Origin of the sequence: Pseudomonas sp. YQ_6 (assembly GCF_043103245.1) — a bacterium.
In the GTDB taxonomy this organism is placed as follows: domain Bacteria; phylum Pseudomonadota; class Gammaproteobacteria; order Pseudomonadales; family Pseudomonadaceae; genus Aquipseudomonas; species Aquipseudomonas alloputida.
Map to the genome: position 1 here is coordinate 43,610 of NZ_JBICJR010000073.1, position 13,296 is coordinate 56,905.

Below are 13,296 nucleotides of genomic sequence, written 5' to 3' on the forward strand. Positions count from 1 at the left end.
TTGCGGCCCCTTCCGACCGGTTATACATCCAGCTTCTTGTGCTTCCAGCTGTCATTACCCGGCAGAATCAGGTTCAGCGCAATAGCCACAATGGCGCACAGGGCGATGCCCTTCAGGCCCCAGTCATCCGGGCCGTCACCGCTGCCGATCAGCACGCCGCCGATACCGAACACCAGTGTCACCGAGACGATCACCAGGTTGCGTGCCTCACCCAGGTCAATCTTGTGGCGGATCATGGTGTTCATGCCCACCGCTGCGATCGAGCCGAACAGCAGGCACAGAATGCCGCCCATGACCGGCACCGGGATGCTCTGCAGCAGCGCGCCGAACTTGCCGATGAATGCCAGGGTAATGGCGAAGACCGCCGCCCAGGTCATGATCTTCGGGTTGTAGTTCTTGGTCAGCATCACCGCGCCGGTCACTTCGGCGTAGGTGGTGTTGGGCGGGCCGCCGAACAGGCCGGCTGCAGTGGTAGCCAGGCCGTCGCCCAGCAACGTCCGGTGCAGGCCAGGCTTTTTCAGGTAGTCACGGCCGGTCACGCTGCCCACTGCGATCACCCCGCCGATATGCTCGATCGCCGGCGCCAGCGCAACCGGGACGATGAACAGAATGGCCTGCCAGTTGAACGCAGGGGCGGTGAAATTGGGAATTTCCAGCCACGGTGCAGCAGCGATCCTGGCGGTATCGACCACCCCAAAAGCGAACGACAGGGCAAAGCCCACCAGCACGCCGGAGATGATGGGTACCAGGCGGAAAATGCCCTTGCCGAATACGGCAACGATCAAGGTTGTCAGCAGCGCTGGCATCGAGATCAGCATGGCCGTCTTGTAAGGCATCAGTGCCGTACCGTCCCCACCTTTGCCCATTGCCATGTTGGCGGCGATCGGTGCCATGGCCAGGCCGATGGAGATGATCACCGGGCCGATCACCACCGGCGGCAGCATGCGGTCGATGAAACCGGTGCCTTTGATTTTTACCATCAGCCCCATGAAGGTGTACACGAAGCCGGCAGCCATTACGCCACCCATGGTCTCGGCAAGGCCGAACTGGCCTTTGGCAAGAATGATCGGCGTGATGAAGGCAAAGCTCGAGGCCAGGAACACCGGTACCTGACGACCGGTGACCAGCTGGAATAGCAGGGTGCCGATGCCGGCGGTGAACAGCGCGACGTTCGGGTCGAGGCCGGTGATCAGGGGCATCAGCACCAGCGCGCCAAATGCCACGAAGAGCATCTGCGCGCCCGAAACGACCTGGCGCCAGAGCGGGTCGTTGAAGCCGTCCTGCATGGTCAGGCGTCCTTTTGCTTGGTGCCGAAGATCTTGTCACCGGCATCACCCAGGCCTGGCACGATGTAGCCGTGCTCGTTCAGGCGCTGGTCGATCGAGGCGGTGTAGATCTTCACGTCCGGGTGGGCTTTTTCCACCACCTCGATGCCTTCTGGTGCGGCGACCAGCACCATGGCGCGAATCTCTTTGCAGCCGGCCTTTTTCAGCAGGTCGATGGTGGCAACCATCGAGCCGCCGGTGGCCAGCATCGGGTCGATGATCAGGGCCAGGCGCTGGTTGATGTCCGGCGCGAGCTTTTCCAGATAGGTGTGGGCTTCGAGCGTTTCTTCGTTTCGGGCAACGCCGACGGCGCTGACCTTGGCACCCGGGATCAGGCTGAGCACGCCGTCGAGCATGCCGATGCCGGCGCGCAGGATCGGTACTACGGTGATCTTCTTGCCGGCGATTTTTTCAACCGAGACCTTGCCACACCAGCCGTCGATCTCGTAGGTTTCGAGGGGCAGGTCCTGAGTGGCTTCATACGTCAGGAGCGCGCCGACTTCCTGGGCGAGTTCGCGAAAATTTTTGGTGCTGATATCGGCACGGCGCATCAGGCCAAGCTTGTGGCGGATCAGCGGATGGCGGATCTCACGAGTGGGCATAGGGGAGGGCTCCGAAAGGCGGGCAAAAAACCGCGCTAGATTAATCTATTCAGCCTGTGCTGTCGTCTGGTCATTCTGGACGTTAGTCCATAAATGCTTGATCTGTGACGAGCGGATGCGTACCTTTGCCCGCTTTTCCAAAATGCCCCCCGGAGCGCGCCATGTCCGCCGATCTCGAGCATATCCGTCAAGTCATGCATGAAGCTGACTGCCTGTACACCGAAGCCGAAGTCGAAGCGGCCATCGCCAAAGTCGGCGAGCAGATCTGCAAGGACCTGCACGACAAGAACCCGGTTGTGTTCTGCGTGATGAATGGTGGCCTCATCTTCTCCGGCAAACTGCTGACCCACCTGCAGTTCCCGCTGGAAGCCTCGTACCTGCACGCTACCCGCTACCGCAACCAGACCAGCGGTGGCGAGCTTTTCTGGAAGGCCAAGCCGGAAGTGTCGTTCATCGACCGTGACGTGTTGATCGTTGACGATATCCTCGACGAAGGCCACACCCTCAGCGCCATCATCGAGTTTTGCAAGCATGCCGGCGCCCGCTCGGTGTACACCGCTGTGCTGATCGACAAGGACCACGACCGCAAGGCAAGCCCTGACCTCAAGGCCAACTATGTGGGCCTGCCTTGTGTCGATCGCTATATCTTCGGTTACGGCATGGACTACAAAGGATACTGGCGCAACGCTAACGGCATCTTCGCCGTAAAGGGGCTGTAACCGTGCGCCAGCCTGCGTTCATCGACCAATCGCTGTTCGCCGGGCTGGCCGAAAAGGCCGCTGCCAACCCGCGCGGGCGGCAGCACCATAACTTTCACGATATGGAAGAGCCCTGCCACCGCATGGCTGTCGGGCTGCAACCGAGCACCTACATTCCGCCGCATCGCCATTTGAGCGCCGACAAGGCTGAAACCTTGATAGCGCTCAAGGGGCGTTTTGGCCTGTTGATCTTCGATGAACAAGGCGCGGTGACTGACAAGCGGGTGCTGCAGGCCGGTGGCGACTGTCTGGGTGTGGATCTTGCGCCTGGTACCTACCATGGCTTGGTGGTGCTGGAGCCGGACAGTATTCTGTTCGAGTGCAAGGCTGGGCCATACCGACCAGTGGGCGAGGGCGAGCACGCACACTGGGCGCCGCGCGAGGGTGAAGCCGGCGTGGCCGATTACCAGGCTTGGATGCGCGCGCAGTTCGATTGATATCGCCTGTACCCGGCGTGCTAGAGTGCTCCTTCATACAAGGAGCCTCACATGCGTGCGATTCTTCCCCTCCTGCTGGTGGTTAGCCTGCCGCTCGCTGCCGCACCGCTGCACAGTCAGTTCCTGCCTCCTGATGACCAGTCCCTGCGCCAGGAAGCACCGACCAGCCAGCAATTGCTGCAAGTGACTGACTATTCGGTGGTTGTAGGGGCCCAGCGCCAGTCCGATCAGCAGCCGATCCCGATCACATCGTCGTTGCAGGTGCGCCTGAAGGGCAAGCCGCTGAGCAAGGGTGCGACCATTGCCCAGGTGCTGCTGACGTTCGATGGTGAAGCGGCCAAAAGCCTGAAAAAGCCTGTGTATGACGCTAAAAACCGCACCTTGAGCCTGAACTACCCGGTGAGCAACTACCGGGTGGTGATGGACCTGCTGCGTAACGAAACCCTGTACGTGCAGTTTCTGACTTACGGCAACGGCCACATCTGGGCCGACTTGCACACCGGGACGGTACGTACGCGTTGAGGCGCGAAGCCTGCGGGGGGTAAACTGCCGGCCTTCGAAATTCCGTGATGGTCCAGTTGGAGTCGGCAATGCGTAAAGACAAGAAACAGGTAATCGGTGACGAAATCAGCGACGACTACATCAAGTCGTTCCTTCAGTTCGAGCCGGCCGATGGTGTGACTTCGCCGTCGCTGCACAAGCTGGTCAAGGCTTACCGTGGCCTGCGCGTGGACGACTTCGAGCGCTTTGTAGGCTTCTTCGTCGAAGCTGGCCTGGACCTGGATGGCAAGGACGAGCACGGCAAGACCTTCGTCGAGCAGATTGCCGACCAGCGCAATGCCCCTGAGTACATCGAGATCATCGATAAAGCCCGCGGCTGATCTGTAGCCAGTGCCGGCCTCTTCGCGGGCGCGCCCGCTCCCACAGGAGTCGCGTCGCACCTGCGGGCATTACCGAACCTGTGGGAGCGGGCATGCCCGCGAAGAGGCCGGTACAGGCTGATCAAGCGCCAGGCACAAAAAAACGCCCCGAGGGGCGTTTTTTCGTTAGCGGGCGGTTCAGGCGTAATGCTTGGCCGCCGGGCTGCTCTCTGCCAGATCCAGCGCCGCGTCGTTATCGGCACTGATCTTGTGGTACAGCGCAGCATCGGTTGCCAGGGTCTTCTCGCGAGCCGGGAAGATTTCCTTGAGCTTGGCAGCCCAGGCGCCCTTGGCCTGCTCGGGGAAGCAGCGCTCGATCAGTTCCAGCATGATCGATACGGTTACCGAGGCACCTGGCGATGCGCCGAGCAGTGCTGCCAGGCTGCCGTCCTGGGCCGAGACCAGCTCGGTACCGAACTGCAGCACGCCGCCTTTTTTCGGGTCTTTCTTGATGATCTGCACGCGCTGACCCGCCACTTCCAGGCGCCAGTCCTCGGCCTTGGCCTGCGGATAGAAACGACGCAGGGCTTCCAGGCGCTGCTCCATCGACTGCATCACTTCGCTGACCAGGTACTTGGTCAGGTCCATGTTGTCGCGGGCCACGGCCAGCATCGGGCCGATGTTGCCCATGCGCACCGACAGCGGCAGGTCCATCAGCGAGCCGTGCTTGAGGAACTTGGTAGTGAAACCGGCATACGGGCCGAACAGCAGCGAAGTCTTGCCGTCCACGACGCGGGTGTCCAGGTGCGGCACCGACATCGGCGGGGCGCCGACAGCGGCCTGGCTGTAGACCTTGGCCTGGTGCTGCTTGACGATCTCCGGGTTGTCGCAACGTAGCCACTGGCCGCTGACAGGGAAGCCGCCGAAGCCTTTGCTTTCCGGGATGCCGGACAACTGCAGCAGCGGCAGGGCCGCGCCGCCGGCGCCGAGGAAGACGAAGCGGGCGTCGACTTCACGGCTACCGCCGCTGTTGACGTCCTTGATGCTCACGGTCCAGCCGCTGCCGTTACGGCGCAGGCCGACCACCTTCTTGCTGTACTTGACCTGCGCGTCCGGCGAGTCGCCCAGCAGCTTGAGCAGCTTGTTGGTCAGTGCGCCGAAGTTGACGTCGGTGCCTTTGGCCACGCGGGTAGCGGCGATGTGCTGGTCGGCCGGGCGGCCAGGCATCATCAGCGGCATCCAGTCGTTCATCACGGCCTTGTCTTCGGTGTATTCCATCTCGGCGAAGGCGTGGTGCTGCTTGAGCAGCTCGAAGCGCTTCTTGAGGAAGGAAACACCCTTGTCACCCTCGACGTAACTCAGGTGCGGGACAGGGTTGATGAAGGCACGCGCCGAGCCGAAGTTGCCCTTCTTGGTCAGGTAGGCCCAGAACTGGCGCGAAACCTCGAACTGGGTGTTGATGTGCACGGCCTTCTTGATGTCGATGCTGCCATCGGCGGCCTGCGGCGTGTAGTTCAGCTCGCACAGGCCGGCGTGGCCGGTGCCTGCGTTGTTCCAGGGGTTGGAGCTTTCCGCGGCCCCGGAGTCCATCGCCTCGACGACCTCAAGCTTCAGGGTCGGGTCAAGCTCCTTGAGCAGTACGGCCAGGGTGGCACTCATGATGCCCGCGCCTACCAGTACCACATCAACCGATTCGTTCTGCGCCATTTAACGCGTCTCCACAATCTACAGCTACCTAATTGACAGCATAGGACCTGGGTTTGCCAGGGTCGCCATGTCCGACTTTTCGCAGTTCTTGCAACTTCCGCGGACACCGCCAATCAGTCTTCGGGTTCGTGTATTGAACGCCGTTTGCCACAGGTGCGGCAATTCGACTTATGGTCAAGGTGTCGTGCGTGCGTTATGGAACGGTTCAGACACTCATACGGGATGAGCGCATCTGCCGCCTGTTCAGGGCTGTTCGGGACACATCTGCCGCTTTTGCACATGCCAGACTGTTCATTTGCTCGCCACACTCTTGTGAAGTTGTGAAAACCGTTTTTTCACGCTCTTTTGGAGACGTGAACCTCAAAAGGGGACTGCGCGATGGCAACCCGCAGGTTCATGCAGTGTGAAGGGCCGGAAAAAGCAGGCACGACAGCCGATGCAAGACCTGAGTGGAAGGCTCTCTGTGGGCGAAGCGGTGAAGTTGCCGGGGTCAATCGGCGAATGCGGGGCCCGATCAGGAGACGTCCTTATAATCGGGGGGAGATTATAGCGATGTCGCGGGCAGAAATGTCGCCATTCGTGGTTTTTATTGCAGCGTTTGTCAGGCAGCGAGGAGGCGCTGGTGCCAACGGCGGTTTGCGCGGGCGCAAACCCGGGCTTCGATGGGCAGCTCGCGCCCCAGCCAGGCCAGCTGAATTTCGCTGATCTGCACCCAGTCGATGCCGCTGGGTGACTGGCTGCATTGCTTGAACGCCAGGCATTTGCCATCAGCGTCAAGGCGGGCATAAGCGTTGTAGCGCGGCCGTTGGAAGAGCTGAGTCCAGAGCGAGGTCATGGCGGCGAGTCCTTTGCGTTAGGGCTTGGCGCAAGGATAAGGGTGTGGCGATGAAACGATTGTGACAAGCGGGCCGGGCCGATGACTGGTCTGTGCCTGGCTAGGTATACTGTGGGCCTTTGCCGCATTTTCTGGAGAAACGCGCATGTTGCAACGTCTGTTGTTCGGTTTGATCGCCGTGGCCAGCCTTAGCCTGGTCGGTTGTGCCCACAGTCCGCAACAACTCAACCCGCAACCCACGCTCAAAGCCCAGCTGGCCCCGGTCGGTCATGGCCAGCCGGTGGTGGTCCGGGTAGTTGATGGCCGGCCTTCGCAGTCCCTGGGTACCCGCGGTGGCATGTACCCCGAGACCAGCACCATCAGCGTCAGCGGTAATGACGTGGTGCCCAAGCTGCAGGCTCAGGCTGAAGCTGCTGTGCGCCTGCTCGGCTTCACCCCGACCCCGAACGCCGGCAATGCACCGCAGCTGACCGTGACCCTGGCCGAGCTGAAGTACCAGTCGCCGAAAGACAACCTTTACGTGACCGAGGCCACCATCGGCGCCACCTTCCGCGCTGATGTGACCAATGGCGGCCGCCGTTACAGCGGCCGTTATGGCGCTTCGCTGGACCAGCGTTTCGGCATGGCGCCGAATCAGGACACCAACACCCAGCTGGTGGGTGATGTGCTGAGCGATGCCCTGACCCGCCTGTTCAAGGACCCGAGCATTGGGCAGGTGCTGGGTCAGTAAGCTTCAGGTTGTGCAAGAAAACCCGCTGCCAGAGTGACAGGCAGCGGGTTTTTTGTTGTCTGGCCGGCACAGATTTATGCAGCTTCTATGTGGAAATCCAGCAAGCTGAACCCGGTGCCGGCATCCACTTCAGGCAAGTCCTCATGCACATGTCCGCCAAGCGCACAGTAGACCAGCCACTGGCGGTCCTGCACATTGATGGCAAAACCATCGATCAGCGCCTGTTGTTCATCGCTCTGGGCAACGAGGTAGAGGCGGTCCTGGTTTTCGGCGTGCAACATGAAAAAGCTCCGGGTCATCAAAAGGTCGACAGGGTCGCCTGTATGGATGACGAGCGGATGACAGATGAAATTTAATGACAGTTTGTCGCCAAGGCCGGGCGCCACGGTGCGACTTGGGTAGAATGCTGGCCTTTGCCACTGCTCACACCGAGGTTGCGTGATGTCCTTGCAAGTGCTCTGGGGGTTCCTGGCCGCCCATCCCACCAAGCTGATCAACCTGCTGGCGCTGCTGCTGACCTGCCCGGGCGGTTTGCTGCTGCACAGTGCGCGGCGGCGCGAGGCCGAAACCCGCGAGTACATGGCCGTAGACGAGGGGGTAGTGGACGCTTTCGAACTTCGGGTGCCGAAATACTTCTACATCCTGGGCTTTTCGTGCCTGGCGATGGCGCTGCTGCTGTCCTGGTTCAGCACCTGGGTCTGAGCACCATCGGGGCTGCAACGCAGCCCCAAACCTGATCAGGCTACAGGTGCCTGCTGCCTGACCTGATACTGGTTGCGCACTGGCGTCGCATACTGCAACACCAGGTATGGCCGCTGCTCTTGCGGGCAGGCATCCAGACGCCGTTGCCATTCTTCCTTGGCCTTGGCCAGCTCATCCGCCGGGAACACCTTCTCGGCGCTTGGCACCTGCAGGGCTTCGTCCTTGCCCTCCCACATCGCATACGCCAGGTAATGCACCGGGAACAGTCGGTAGCCCCCCAGAATCTGCCGGTCGATCTCTGCCGCCAGCTGTTTTGTGTCTTCGTGGTACTCGGTTACCGGCGGCGCGAAGTTGATGTGGACTCGGCCCTTGTAGCCGGTAATGCCTTTGGCAATGCTGTTGTCATCTTCGCCCGGCGCCTTCTTGTAGGTGCCGGTTGTGGCGCGGATGTACAGCTCGCGGGCCTTGGCCTGGTCGCACGGGTCGTATTCGTAGCTGATCGACACCGGGGTCAGGTTCAGGCTCTGGATCACTGCACCGAACGGTTCGTCCTTGCGGCTCATGTGGAACATTTTGAGGATCGCCGAGTCGGTACGGTCGTCACCGTCCTTGGCCCGACCTTCGGCCTGGGCGATCCAGATCGAGGTGGCATCGTTGCGGATCGAGTGGTTGATGTAAGCCGACAGCAGTTGGTAAGCAGCCAGTTTTTCGCGCCGCCCGCTGATCGAACGGTGCACGATGAAGCTTTTGTTCAGGCGCATCATGTCGCTGACAAAGGGCTTTTGCAGCAAGTTGTCGCCAATGGCGATGCGCGGCGTGGGCAGGCCGGCGTGGTACACGGCATAGTTGACGAAGGCCGGGTCCATGACGATATCACGGTGGTTGGCCAGGAACAGGTAGGCGGTGCCGGCCTTGAGCTGTTCCACACCCGAGTAGGTGACGCCGTCGGTGGCGCGATCGATGGTCTGGTCGACGTAGTACTCGACTTTGTCCTGCAGGGTCGAGACACAGGTAACGCCGGCGAATTCCTTGCGCAGGCGGCGTGCGATCAAGGGCTTGAGCAACCAGCCGAGAGCACCGGCCGCACGCGGAAAGCGGAAGTGAGTGAGGATATCGAGGAATGCCGGGTCGCTGAGCAGGCGTGCCAGAACGGCAGGGACCTCAGCGTCGTCGTACGGTCGGATGGCATCGAATTCGCCCATCATGCTCTCTTGTTGGAAACGGCTAGGGTAATAAGGTAGGGACGGGCTCCGAAAAACGGCTCGGACGCACACAGACCCTGTAAACAGACCGGCAATTATACGCATAAGTCACTGCGGAGGCCGCGATGCTGGAAACCGACTTCTATGATTGCCCTTATTGTGGCGAACGTGTGGAAACTACCGTCGATCTGTCTGCGGGCGACCAGGTTTATACCGAGGATTGCCAGGTGTGCTGCCAGCCTGTGGTGTGCATTCTGCAGGTGCATGGTGACGAATGGATGCTTGAAGTCCGCCGCGAGGACGACACCTGATGCAGCGCATCTACGAACCGGAAAGCCTGCTCGAGGCGCAAATGCTGGTGGGCATGCTTGCCAGTGAGGGGATCGATGTACACGTGGTAGGCCGCGACCTGCTCGGTGCCGCCGGCGAGCTGCCCTTGCAGGGCCTGCTGGGGCTCGTCGCGGCTGATGAGCAGGCCGAATGCGCACGGCTGCTGATCGATGCGTACAATGATGCCCAGCCACTGGTTGGCGACGAACCGGAGAATGTCCCCGGTACCTTGATCTGCTAGGTTCTGAATTCGCCCATGTGTGGACGTTATGCCCTGTTTCGCTGGCCCCAGGCCCTTGCCAGTCTGCCGGGCTTTCCCGTCGGCCAGCCGGCCCAATGGAATATATCGCCTGGGGCGTCGGTGCTGATCCAGCGTCAGCTTGATGGCCAGCAGCAACTGGCCAAGGCGCGCTGGGGGTTGACCCCGGCCTGGCTCACCGACCTGTCCCGCACCCCTGCCCATGCCCGCGCCGAAACGCTGGCCGAACAGCCGATGTTTCGCGATGCATTTCGTCAGCGCCGCTGCCTGATGCCGGCCAACGGCTTTTACGAATGGCGTGGCAGCGTGCGCAAACGCCCGTTCTGGTTGACCCCGGGGGAGGGCGCGTCGCTGTACTTTGCGGCGGTGTGGGAGGCCTACCCGGTGCAGGACCAGGTTTGGCTGAGTTGCGCGGTGGTGACTCAGGCGGCCATGAATCAGCGTCGGCCGCTCATCCTCGACGAAGCGGGGCAGGCGGCCTGGCTTGACCCGGACACGCCGATTACCCGCTTGCACGAGCTGCTGGCCAGCCCACCTGCGACGTTGCGTGAGCGGGCCTTGGCCAATTTCGTCAATGACCCGAAGCTGGATGCGCCGGAGTGTCTTACCCCGGCTTGATGGGGTGCCTGTACCGGCCCTTTCGCGGGCAAGCCCGCTCCTACCCACGATCGTGTTGCCCCTGTAGGAGCGGGCTTGCGCGCGAAGAGGCCGGTACAGGCGACGAAAATCTTCCCTGCGGCTATGGCAGCCATTGGCGACTCGGCCTAGGATACGGCGCATGTGGATAGGGAGTGTTTTCATGCGTAAGTCTTTTGTCATCAGCCTGCTGAGTGCTGGCATCCTGCTGGCCGGCTGCCAGGCGGTGAATACCACCAGCGGCGGTGCTGTTGGCGTCGAGCGCCAGCAGTACATGTTCAGCATGCTCTCGACCGATGAGGTCAACCAGATGTACGCGCAGTCGTATCAGCAGACCCTGGGTGAAGCGTCGAGCAAGGGTGTGCTCGACAAGTCCAGCGCCGATGCCAAGCGTGTGCAGGCCATTGCCAACCGCCTGATCGCCCAGGCACCCAAATTCCGCCCGGATGCCGCGCAGTGGGACTGGCAAGTCAACGTGATCAAGAGTGACGAACTGAACGCCAACTGCGGCCCGGGCGGCAAGATCATCGTCTACACCGGGCTGATCGATCAGCTCAAGCTCACCGATGCGGAAATTGCCGCAGTGGTTGGGCACGAAATTGCCCACGCTTTGCGCGAGCATAGTCGCGAGGCCATGTCCAAGGCATACGGTGTGGAAATGGCTCGCCAGGGTGCCGGTGCCATCTTTGGCCTCGGCCAGAGCAGCATGGCCATGGCCGACACGGTGGTGAACTACGCCATGACCTTGCCCAACAGCCGGGCCAACGAAAACGAGGCCGACCTGATTGGCCTGGAGCTGTCGGCCCGTGCCGGCTACGACCCGAATGCCGCGATCACCCTGTGGAACAAGATGAGCAAGGCTTCCGAAGGTGCACCGCCTGAGTTCATGAGTACTCACCCGGCGTCCGCGAGCCGTATTGCTTCGCTGCAGGCGGCGATTCCGAAGGTGATGCCGCTTTATCAGGCTGCCGCCAAGCAGTAAATGCCTGAATCCTGGGGCTGCATGGCAGCCCCGGTTTTCCCTTTACCCAATCCAGCCACTGGCCTTCATTGCCGAATAGACGGCCACGATCGCCAGCACGAAGAACGCCGTAGCCGCCAGGCGGCGAATCAACGTCAACGGCAGTTTGTCAGCCGCGAAGTTACCCGCCAGTACCACCGGCACGTTGGCAATCAGCATACCCAGGGTAGTGCCGATAATGACCATGATCAGGTGTGGATACTGCGCAGCCAGCATCACGGTGGCGACCTGGGTCTTGTCACCGATTTCGGCCAGGAAGAACGCAATCAGTGTTGTCAGGAATGGCCCGAAACGGCGAGCCGGGTTCTCGTCGTCATCCATCTTGTCCGGTACCAGGGTCCACAGTGCGGTGGCGGTAAAGCTCGCGGCCAGGATCCAGTGCAGTGCCGAATCGCTGAAGAAGCTGCCGACCCACGCCCCCACGGCACCGGCTGCGGCATGGTTGGCCAGGGTGGCGGCGATGATGCCGGCGATGATCGGCCAGGGTTTGCGGAAGCGAGCAGCGAGAATGAGTGCGAGCAGTTGCGTCTTGTCGCCGATCTCGGCCAGGGCAACGATAGCGGTGGGGACCAGCAGTGATTCCAGCATCAGGATTCCTACGGGGGCGGGTCGACACGGCTATGACACGTACAGCCTCCCCGCCCCGGGTAAGGTGTGCGTGTCATAGGTCTTGTCAAACCCTCGATCCGTCTATGCGGATCTCGCCATGCAGGCGTGCATGGTGGGTCGCACGCGCCATGGTCTGTGGACCAAGTATGTTGACGCGTACCGGGCGAGCTGGGTGCTCGCGGGAGACTACTCCCCTAGGACGGTGCGGATTCTGCCTAGGCAAAACGTTTTCGGCAAGCGCTGTTTTTTATCCGCGAGTTGCCTGGTAGATGCGGAAACCGTCGGCCTCGTCACGTACCTGGCAGTTGCCCAACGCCCCTTCGATCAGTGGCTGGTAGCGCAGGAAACTGTTGGCGACCAAGCGCATTTCGCCACCTTTTCGAAGATGAACGGCCGATTTTTTCAGCAAGTTTTCTGAAGCCTGATAGTTGGTATGAACGCCGGTGTGGAATGGCGGGTTGCTCAGGATAAGGCTCAGTTCGGTAGGGGCGGCGTCGATGCCATCGCCGCTGATCACTTCGCCTTCCAGGCCGTTGGCAGCCAGCGTCAGGCGGCTGGCTGCCACGGCGAAGGCATCCACGTCCAGCAAGGTTACCCGGCTTTGTGGGTAACGGCGTTTGAGCGTGGCACCCAGCACCCCGGCACCGCAGCCAAAGTCCAGCATGTGGCCACCGGGCAGGCCGTCAAGATGCTTCAGGAGCAGGGCGGTACCTCGGTCGAGTCGGCCATGGCTGAATACCCCGGGCAGGCTGACCACCTGCAACGGGCCGTCTTCGAGGGCCAGCTCGAAGCGCTCGGCCAGGCTTTCCAGCGGTTTTGCCTGCGGTGCCTGGTCGATGGTCACTTGCCACAGCTGGCAGTGCCGGGCGCTATCGAGTTTGCGTGGCTTGCCAAAGGCCTGCAGCTGCTTGGCCGCGCCCTCGATGCCGCCGCGCTTCTCGCCGACCAGGTACAGCTCGCGGCCAGCCAGGCGCGATGCCAGGGCGTTGAGCAGATAGGCGGCCAGATCGCGGGATTTGGGCAGGAACAGCACGGCGCTGTCGAATGCTGCTTCAGGAGCCTCGACGCCGTAATGGCTGCGGCCTGCGAAGCGGCTTTCGAGCATGGCCTGATCGCCGGCATGCCAGGTCCAGGCCTGGGCCTGAGGCAACTGGCCGAGCAGGTCGTCGGCGGGGGCGCCGGCGATCAGCAGCGGCCCCTGAAACAGCTCTGCCTGACGGAGCAATACTTCACTGCGCGGGTCCATGGACGACGTCTCCTGGAAAAAAGTGGCGCAGTGTAGC

18 protein-coding genes and 1 riboswitch are annotated in these 13,296 nt (G+C 61.6%); of the genes, 10 read left to right on the plus strand and 8 right to left on the minus strand.

Features of this window, described 5'->3' with window-relative positions; translation table 11 throughout:
- Window positions 1-20 precede the first annotated feature (20 nt).
- Together ACF8FG_RS25480 and upp are read right to left on the minus strand one after the other, a co-directional pair.
- Window positions 21-1,286, minus strand: coding sequence for a uracil-xanthine permease family protein (locus ACF8FG_RS25480; RefSeq protein ID WP_003247369.1), 1,266 nt, complete (start codon window positions 1,284-1,286; stop codon window positions 21-23).
- A gap of 2 nt (window positions 1,287-1,288) precedes the next feature.
- Window positions 1,289-1,927 carry a uracil phosphoribosyltransferase gene (gene upp, locus ACF8FG_RS25485; RefSeq protein WP_003247366.1) on the minus strand — a complete coding sequence of 213 codons (639 nt, stop codon included), beginning with the start codon at window positions 1,925-1,927 and terminating at the stop codon, window positions 1,289-1,291.
- A gap of 161 nt (window positions 1,928-2,088) precedes the next feature.
- Between upp and ACF8FG_RS25490 the strand changes: the two genes are divergently transcribed.
- The 4 genes from ACF8FG_RS25490 (at window position 2,089) to ACF8FG_RS25505 (ending at window position 4,003) form a co-directional block, all read left to right on the plus strand.
- Window positions 2,089-2,646 (plus strand): hypoxanthine-guanine phosphoribosyltransferase, encoded by a 558-nt coding sequence (locus ACF8FG_RS25490; protein ID WP_010951990.1) that lies wholly within the window; start codon window positions 2,089-2,091, stop codon window positions 2,644-2,646.
- Window positions 2,647-2,648: 2 nt separating this feature from the next.
- Complete coding sequence (locus ACF8FG_RS25495) at window positions 2,649-3,122, plus strand: WbuC family cupin fold metalloprotein (protein ID WP_014589678.1); 474 nt, start codon at window positions 2,649-2,651, stop codon at window positions 3,120-3,122.
- A 51-nt stretch (window positions 3,123-3,173) separates the two neighbouring features.
- Window positions 3,174-3,644 carry a hypothetical protein gene (locus ACF8FG_RS25500; RefSeq protein ID WP_014589679.1) on the plus strand — a complete coding sequence of 157 codons (471 nt, stop codon included), beginning with the start codon at window positions 3,174-3,176 and terminating at the stop codon, window positions 3,642-3,644.
- A 68-nt stretch (window positions 3,645-3,712) separates the two neighbouring features.
- Complete coding sequence (locus tag ACF8FG_RS25505) at window positions 3,713-4,003, plus strand: PA4642 family protein (RefSeq protein ID WP_003247360.1); 291 nt, start codon at window positions 3,713-3,715, stop codon at window positions 4,001-4,003.
- Between the two features lie 177 nt (window positions 4,004-4,180).
- Here ACF8FG_RS25505 and mqo read toward each other — a convergent pair whose 3' ends face one another.
- Both mqo and ACF8FG_RS25515 read right to left on the minus strand, forming a co-directional pair.
- Window positions 4,181-5,689 carry a malate dehydrogenase (quinone) gene (gene mqo / locus ACF8FG_RS25510; RefSeq protein WP_010951993.1) on the minus strand — a complete coding sequence of 503 codons (1,509 nt, stop codon included), beginning with the start codon at window positions 5,687-5,689 and terminating at the stop codon, window positions 4,181-4,183.
- Window positions 5,690-6,290: 601 nt separating this feature from the next.
- Window positions 6,291-6,524: a hypothetical protein gene (locus ACF8FG_RS25515; protein WP_134697651.1), complete on the minus strand. Its 234-nt coding sequence runs from the start codon at window positions 6,522-6,524 to the stop codon at window positions 6,291-6,293.
- Window positions 6,525-6,669: 145 nt separating this feature from the next.
- On the opposite strand from ACF8FG_RS25515, the gene ACF8FG_RS25520 reads away from it, so the two are divergent.
- Window positions 6,670-7,254, plus strand: coding sequence for a YajG family lipoprotein (locus ACF8FG_RS25520; RefSeq protein WP_010951995.1), 585 nt, complete (start codon window positions 6,670-6,672; stop codon window positions 7,252-7,254).
- Between the two features lie 74 nt (window positions 7,255-7,328).
- Here the strand turns inward: ACF8FG_RS25520 and ACF8FG_RS25525 are convergent, their stop codons facing one another.
- The gene (locus ACF8FG_RS25525; RefSeq protein ID WP_003247353.1) at window positions 7,329-7,535 is read right to left on the minus strand and encodes a hypothetical protein; all 207 of its coding nucleotides are present in this window, start codon (window positions 7,533-7,535) and stop codon (window positions 7,329-7,331) included.
- A gap of 160 nt (window positions 7,536-7,695) precedes the next feature.
- Here ACF8FG_RS25525 and ACF8FG_RS25530 point away from each other — a divergent pair, with 160 nt between their 5' ends.
- Entirely contained in the window at window positions 7,696-7,956 is a 261-nt protein-coding gene (locus ACF8FG_RS25530; protein WP_119714149.1) for a hypothetical protein, read from the plus strand.
- Between the two features lie 35 nt (window positions 7,957-7,991).
- On the opposite strand, the gene ACF8FG_RS25535 is transcribed toward ACF8FG_RS25530, so the two are convergent.
- Window positions 7,992-9,161 carry a 1-acyl-sn-glycerol-3-phosphate acyltransferase gene (locus ACF8FG_RS25535; protein ID WP_014589682.1) on the minus strand — a complete coding sequence of 390 codons (1,170 nt, stop codon included), beginning with the start codon at window positions 9,159-9,161 and terminating at the stop codon, window positions 7,992-7,994.
- A gap of 122 nt (window positions 9,162-9,283) precedes the next feature.
- Between ACF8FG_RS25535 and ACF8FG_RS25540 the strand changes: the two genes are divergently transcribed.
- The 4 genes from ACF8FG_RS25540 to ACF8FG_RS25555 all read left to right on the plus strand — a co-directional run bounded on the left by ACF8FG_RS25540 (window position 9,284) and on the right by ACF8FG_RS25555 (window position 11,365).
- A complete protein-coding gene (locus tag ACF8FG_RS25540) occupies window positions 9,284-9,469 on the plus strand; it encodes a CPXCG motif-containing cysteine-rich protein (protein ID WP_010951999.1) in 186 nt (61 codons plus the stop codon).
- Window positions 9,469-9,729, plus strand: a complete 261-nt coding sequence (locus tag ACF8FG_RS25545) for a putative signal transducing protein (protein WP_014589683.1) — start codon at window positions 9,469-9,471, stop codon at window positions 9,727-9,729. The genes ACF8FG_RS25540 and ACF8FG_RS25545 overlap by 1 nt, the downstream gene beginning before the upstream one ends.
- Window positions 9,730-9,744: 15 nt before the next feature.
- Window positions 9,745-10,365 carry an SOS response-associated peptidase gene (locus ACF8FG_RS25550; protein WP_010952000.1) on the plus strand — a complete coding sequence of 207 codons (621 nt, stop codon included), beginning with the start codon at window positions 9,745-9,747 and terminating at the stop codon, window positions 10,363-10,365.
- A 181-nt stretch (window positions 10,366-10,546) separates the two neighbouring features.
- Entirely contained in the window at window positions 10,547-11,365 is an 819-nt protein-coding gene (locus tag ACF8FG_RS25555; protein ID WP_014589684.1) for a M48 family metallopeptidase, read from the plus strand.
- A 42-nt stretch (window positions 11,366-11,407) separates the two neighbouring features.
- On the opposite strand, the gene ACF8FG_RS25560 is transcribed toward ACF8FG_RS25555, so the two are convergent.
- Window positions 11,408-11,992, minus strand: coding sequence for a TMEM165/GDT1 family protein (locus ACF8FG_RS25560; RefSeq protein ID WP_003247342.1), 585 nt, complete (start codon window positions 11,990-11,992; stop codon window positions 11,408-11,410).
- Window positions 11,993-12,080: 88 nt separating this feature from the next.
- Window positions 12,081-12,220, minus strand: a riboswitch (yybP-ykoY riboswitch).
- Window positions 12,221-12,260: 40 nt separating this feature from the next.
- On the minus strand, window positions 12,261-13,259 hold the full coding sequence (locus tag ACF8FG_RS25565) for a class I SAM-dependent methyltransferase (RefSeq protein WP_014589686.1): 999 nt from the start codon (window positions 13,257-13,259) through the stop codon (window positions 12,261-12,263).
- Window positions 13,260-13,296 lie beyond the last annotated feature (37 nt).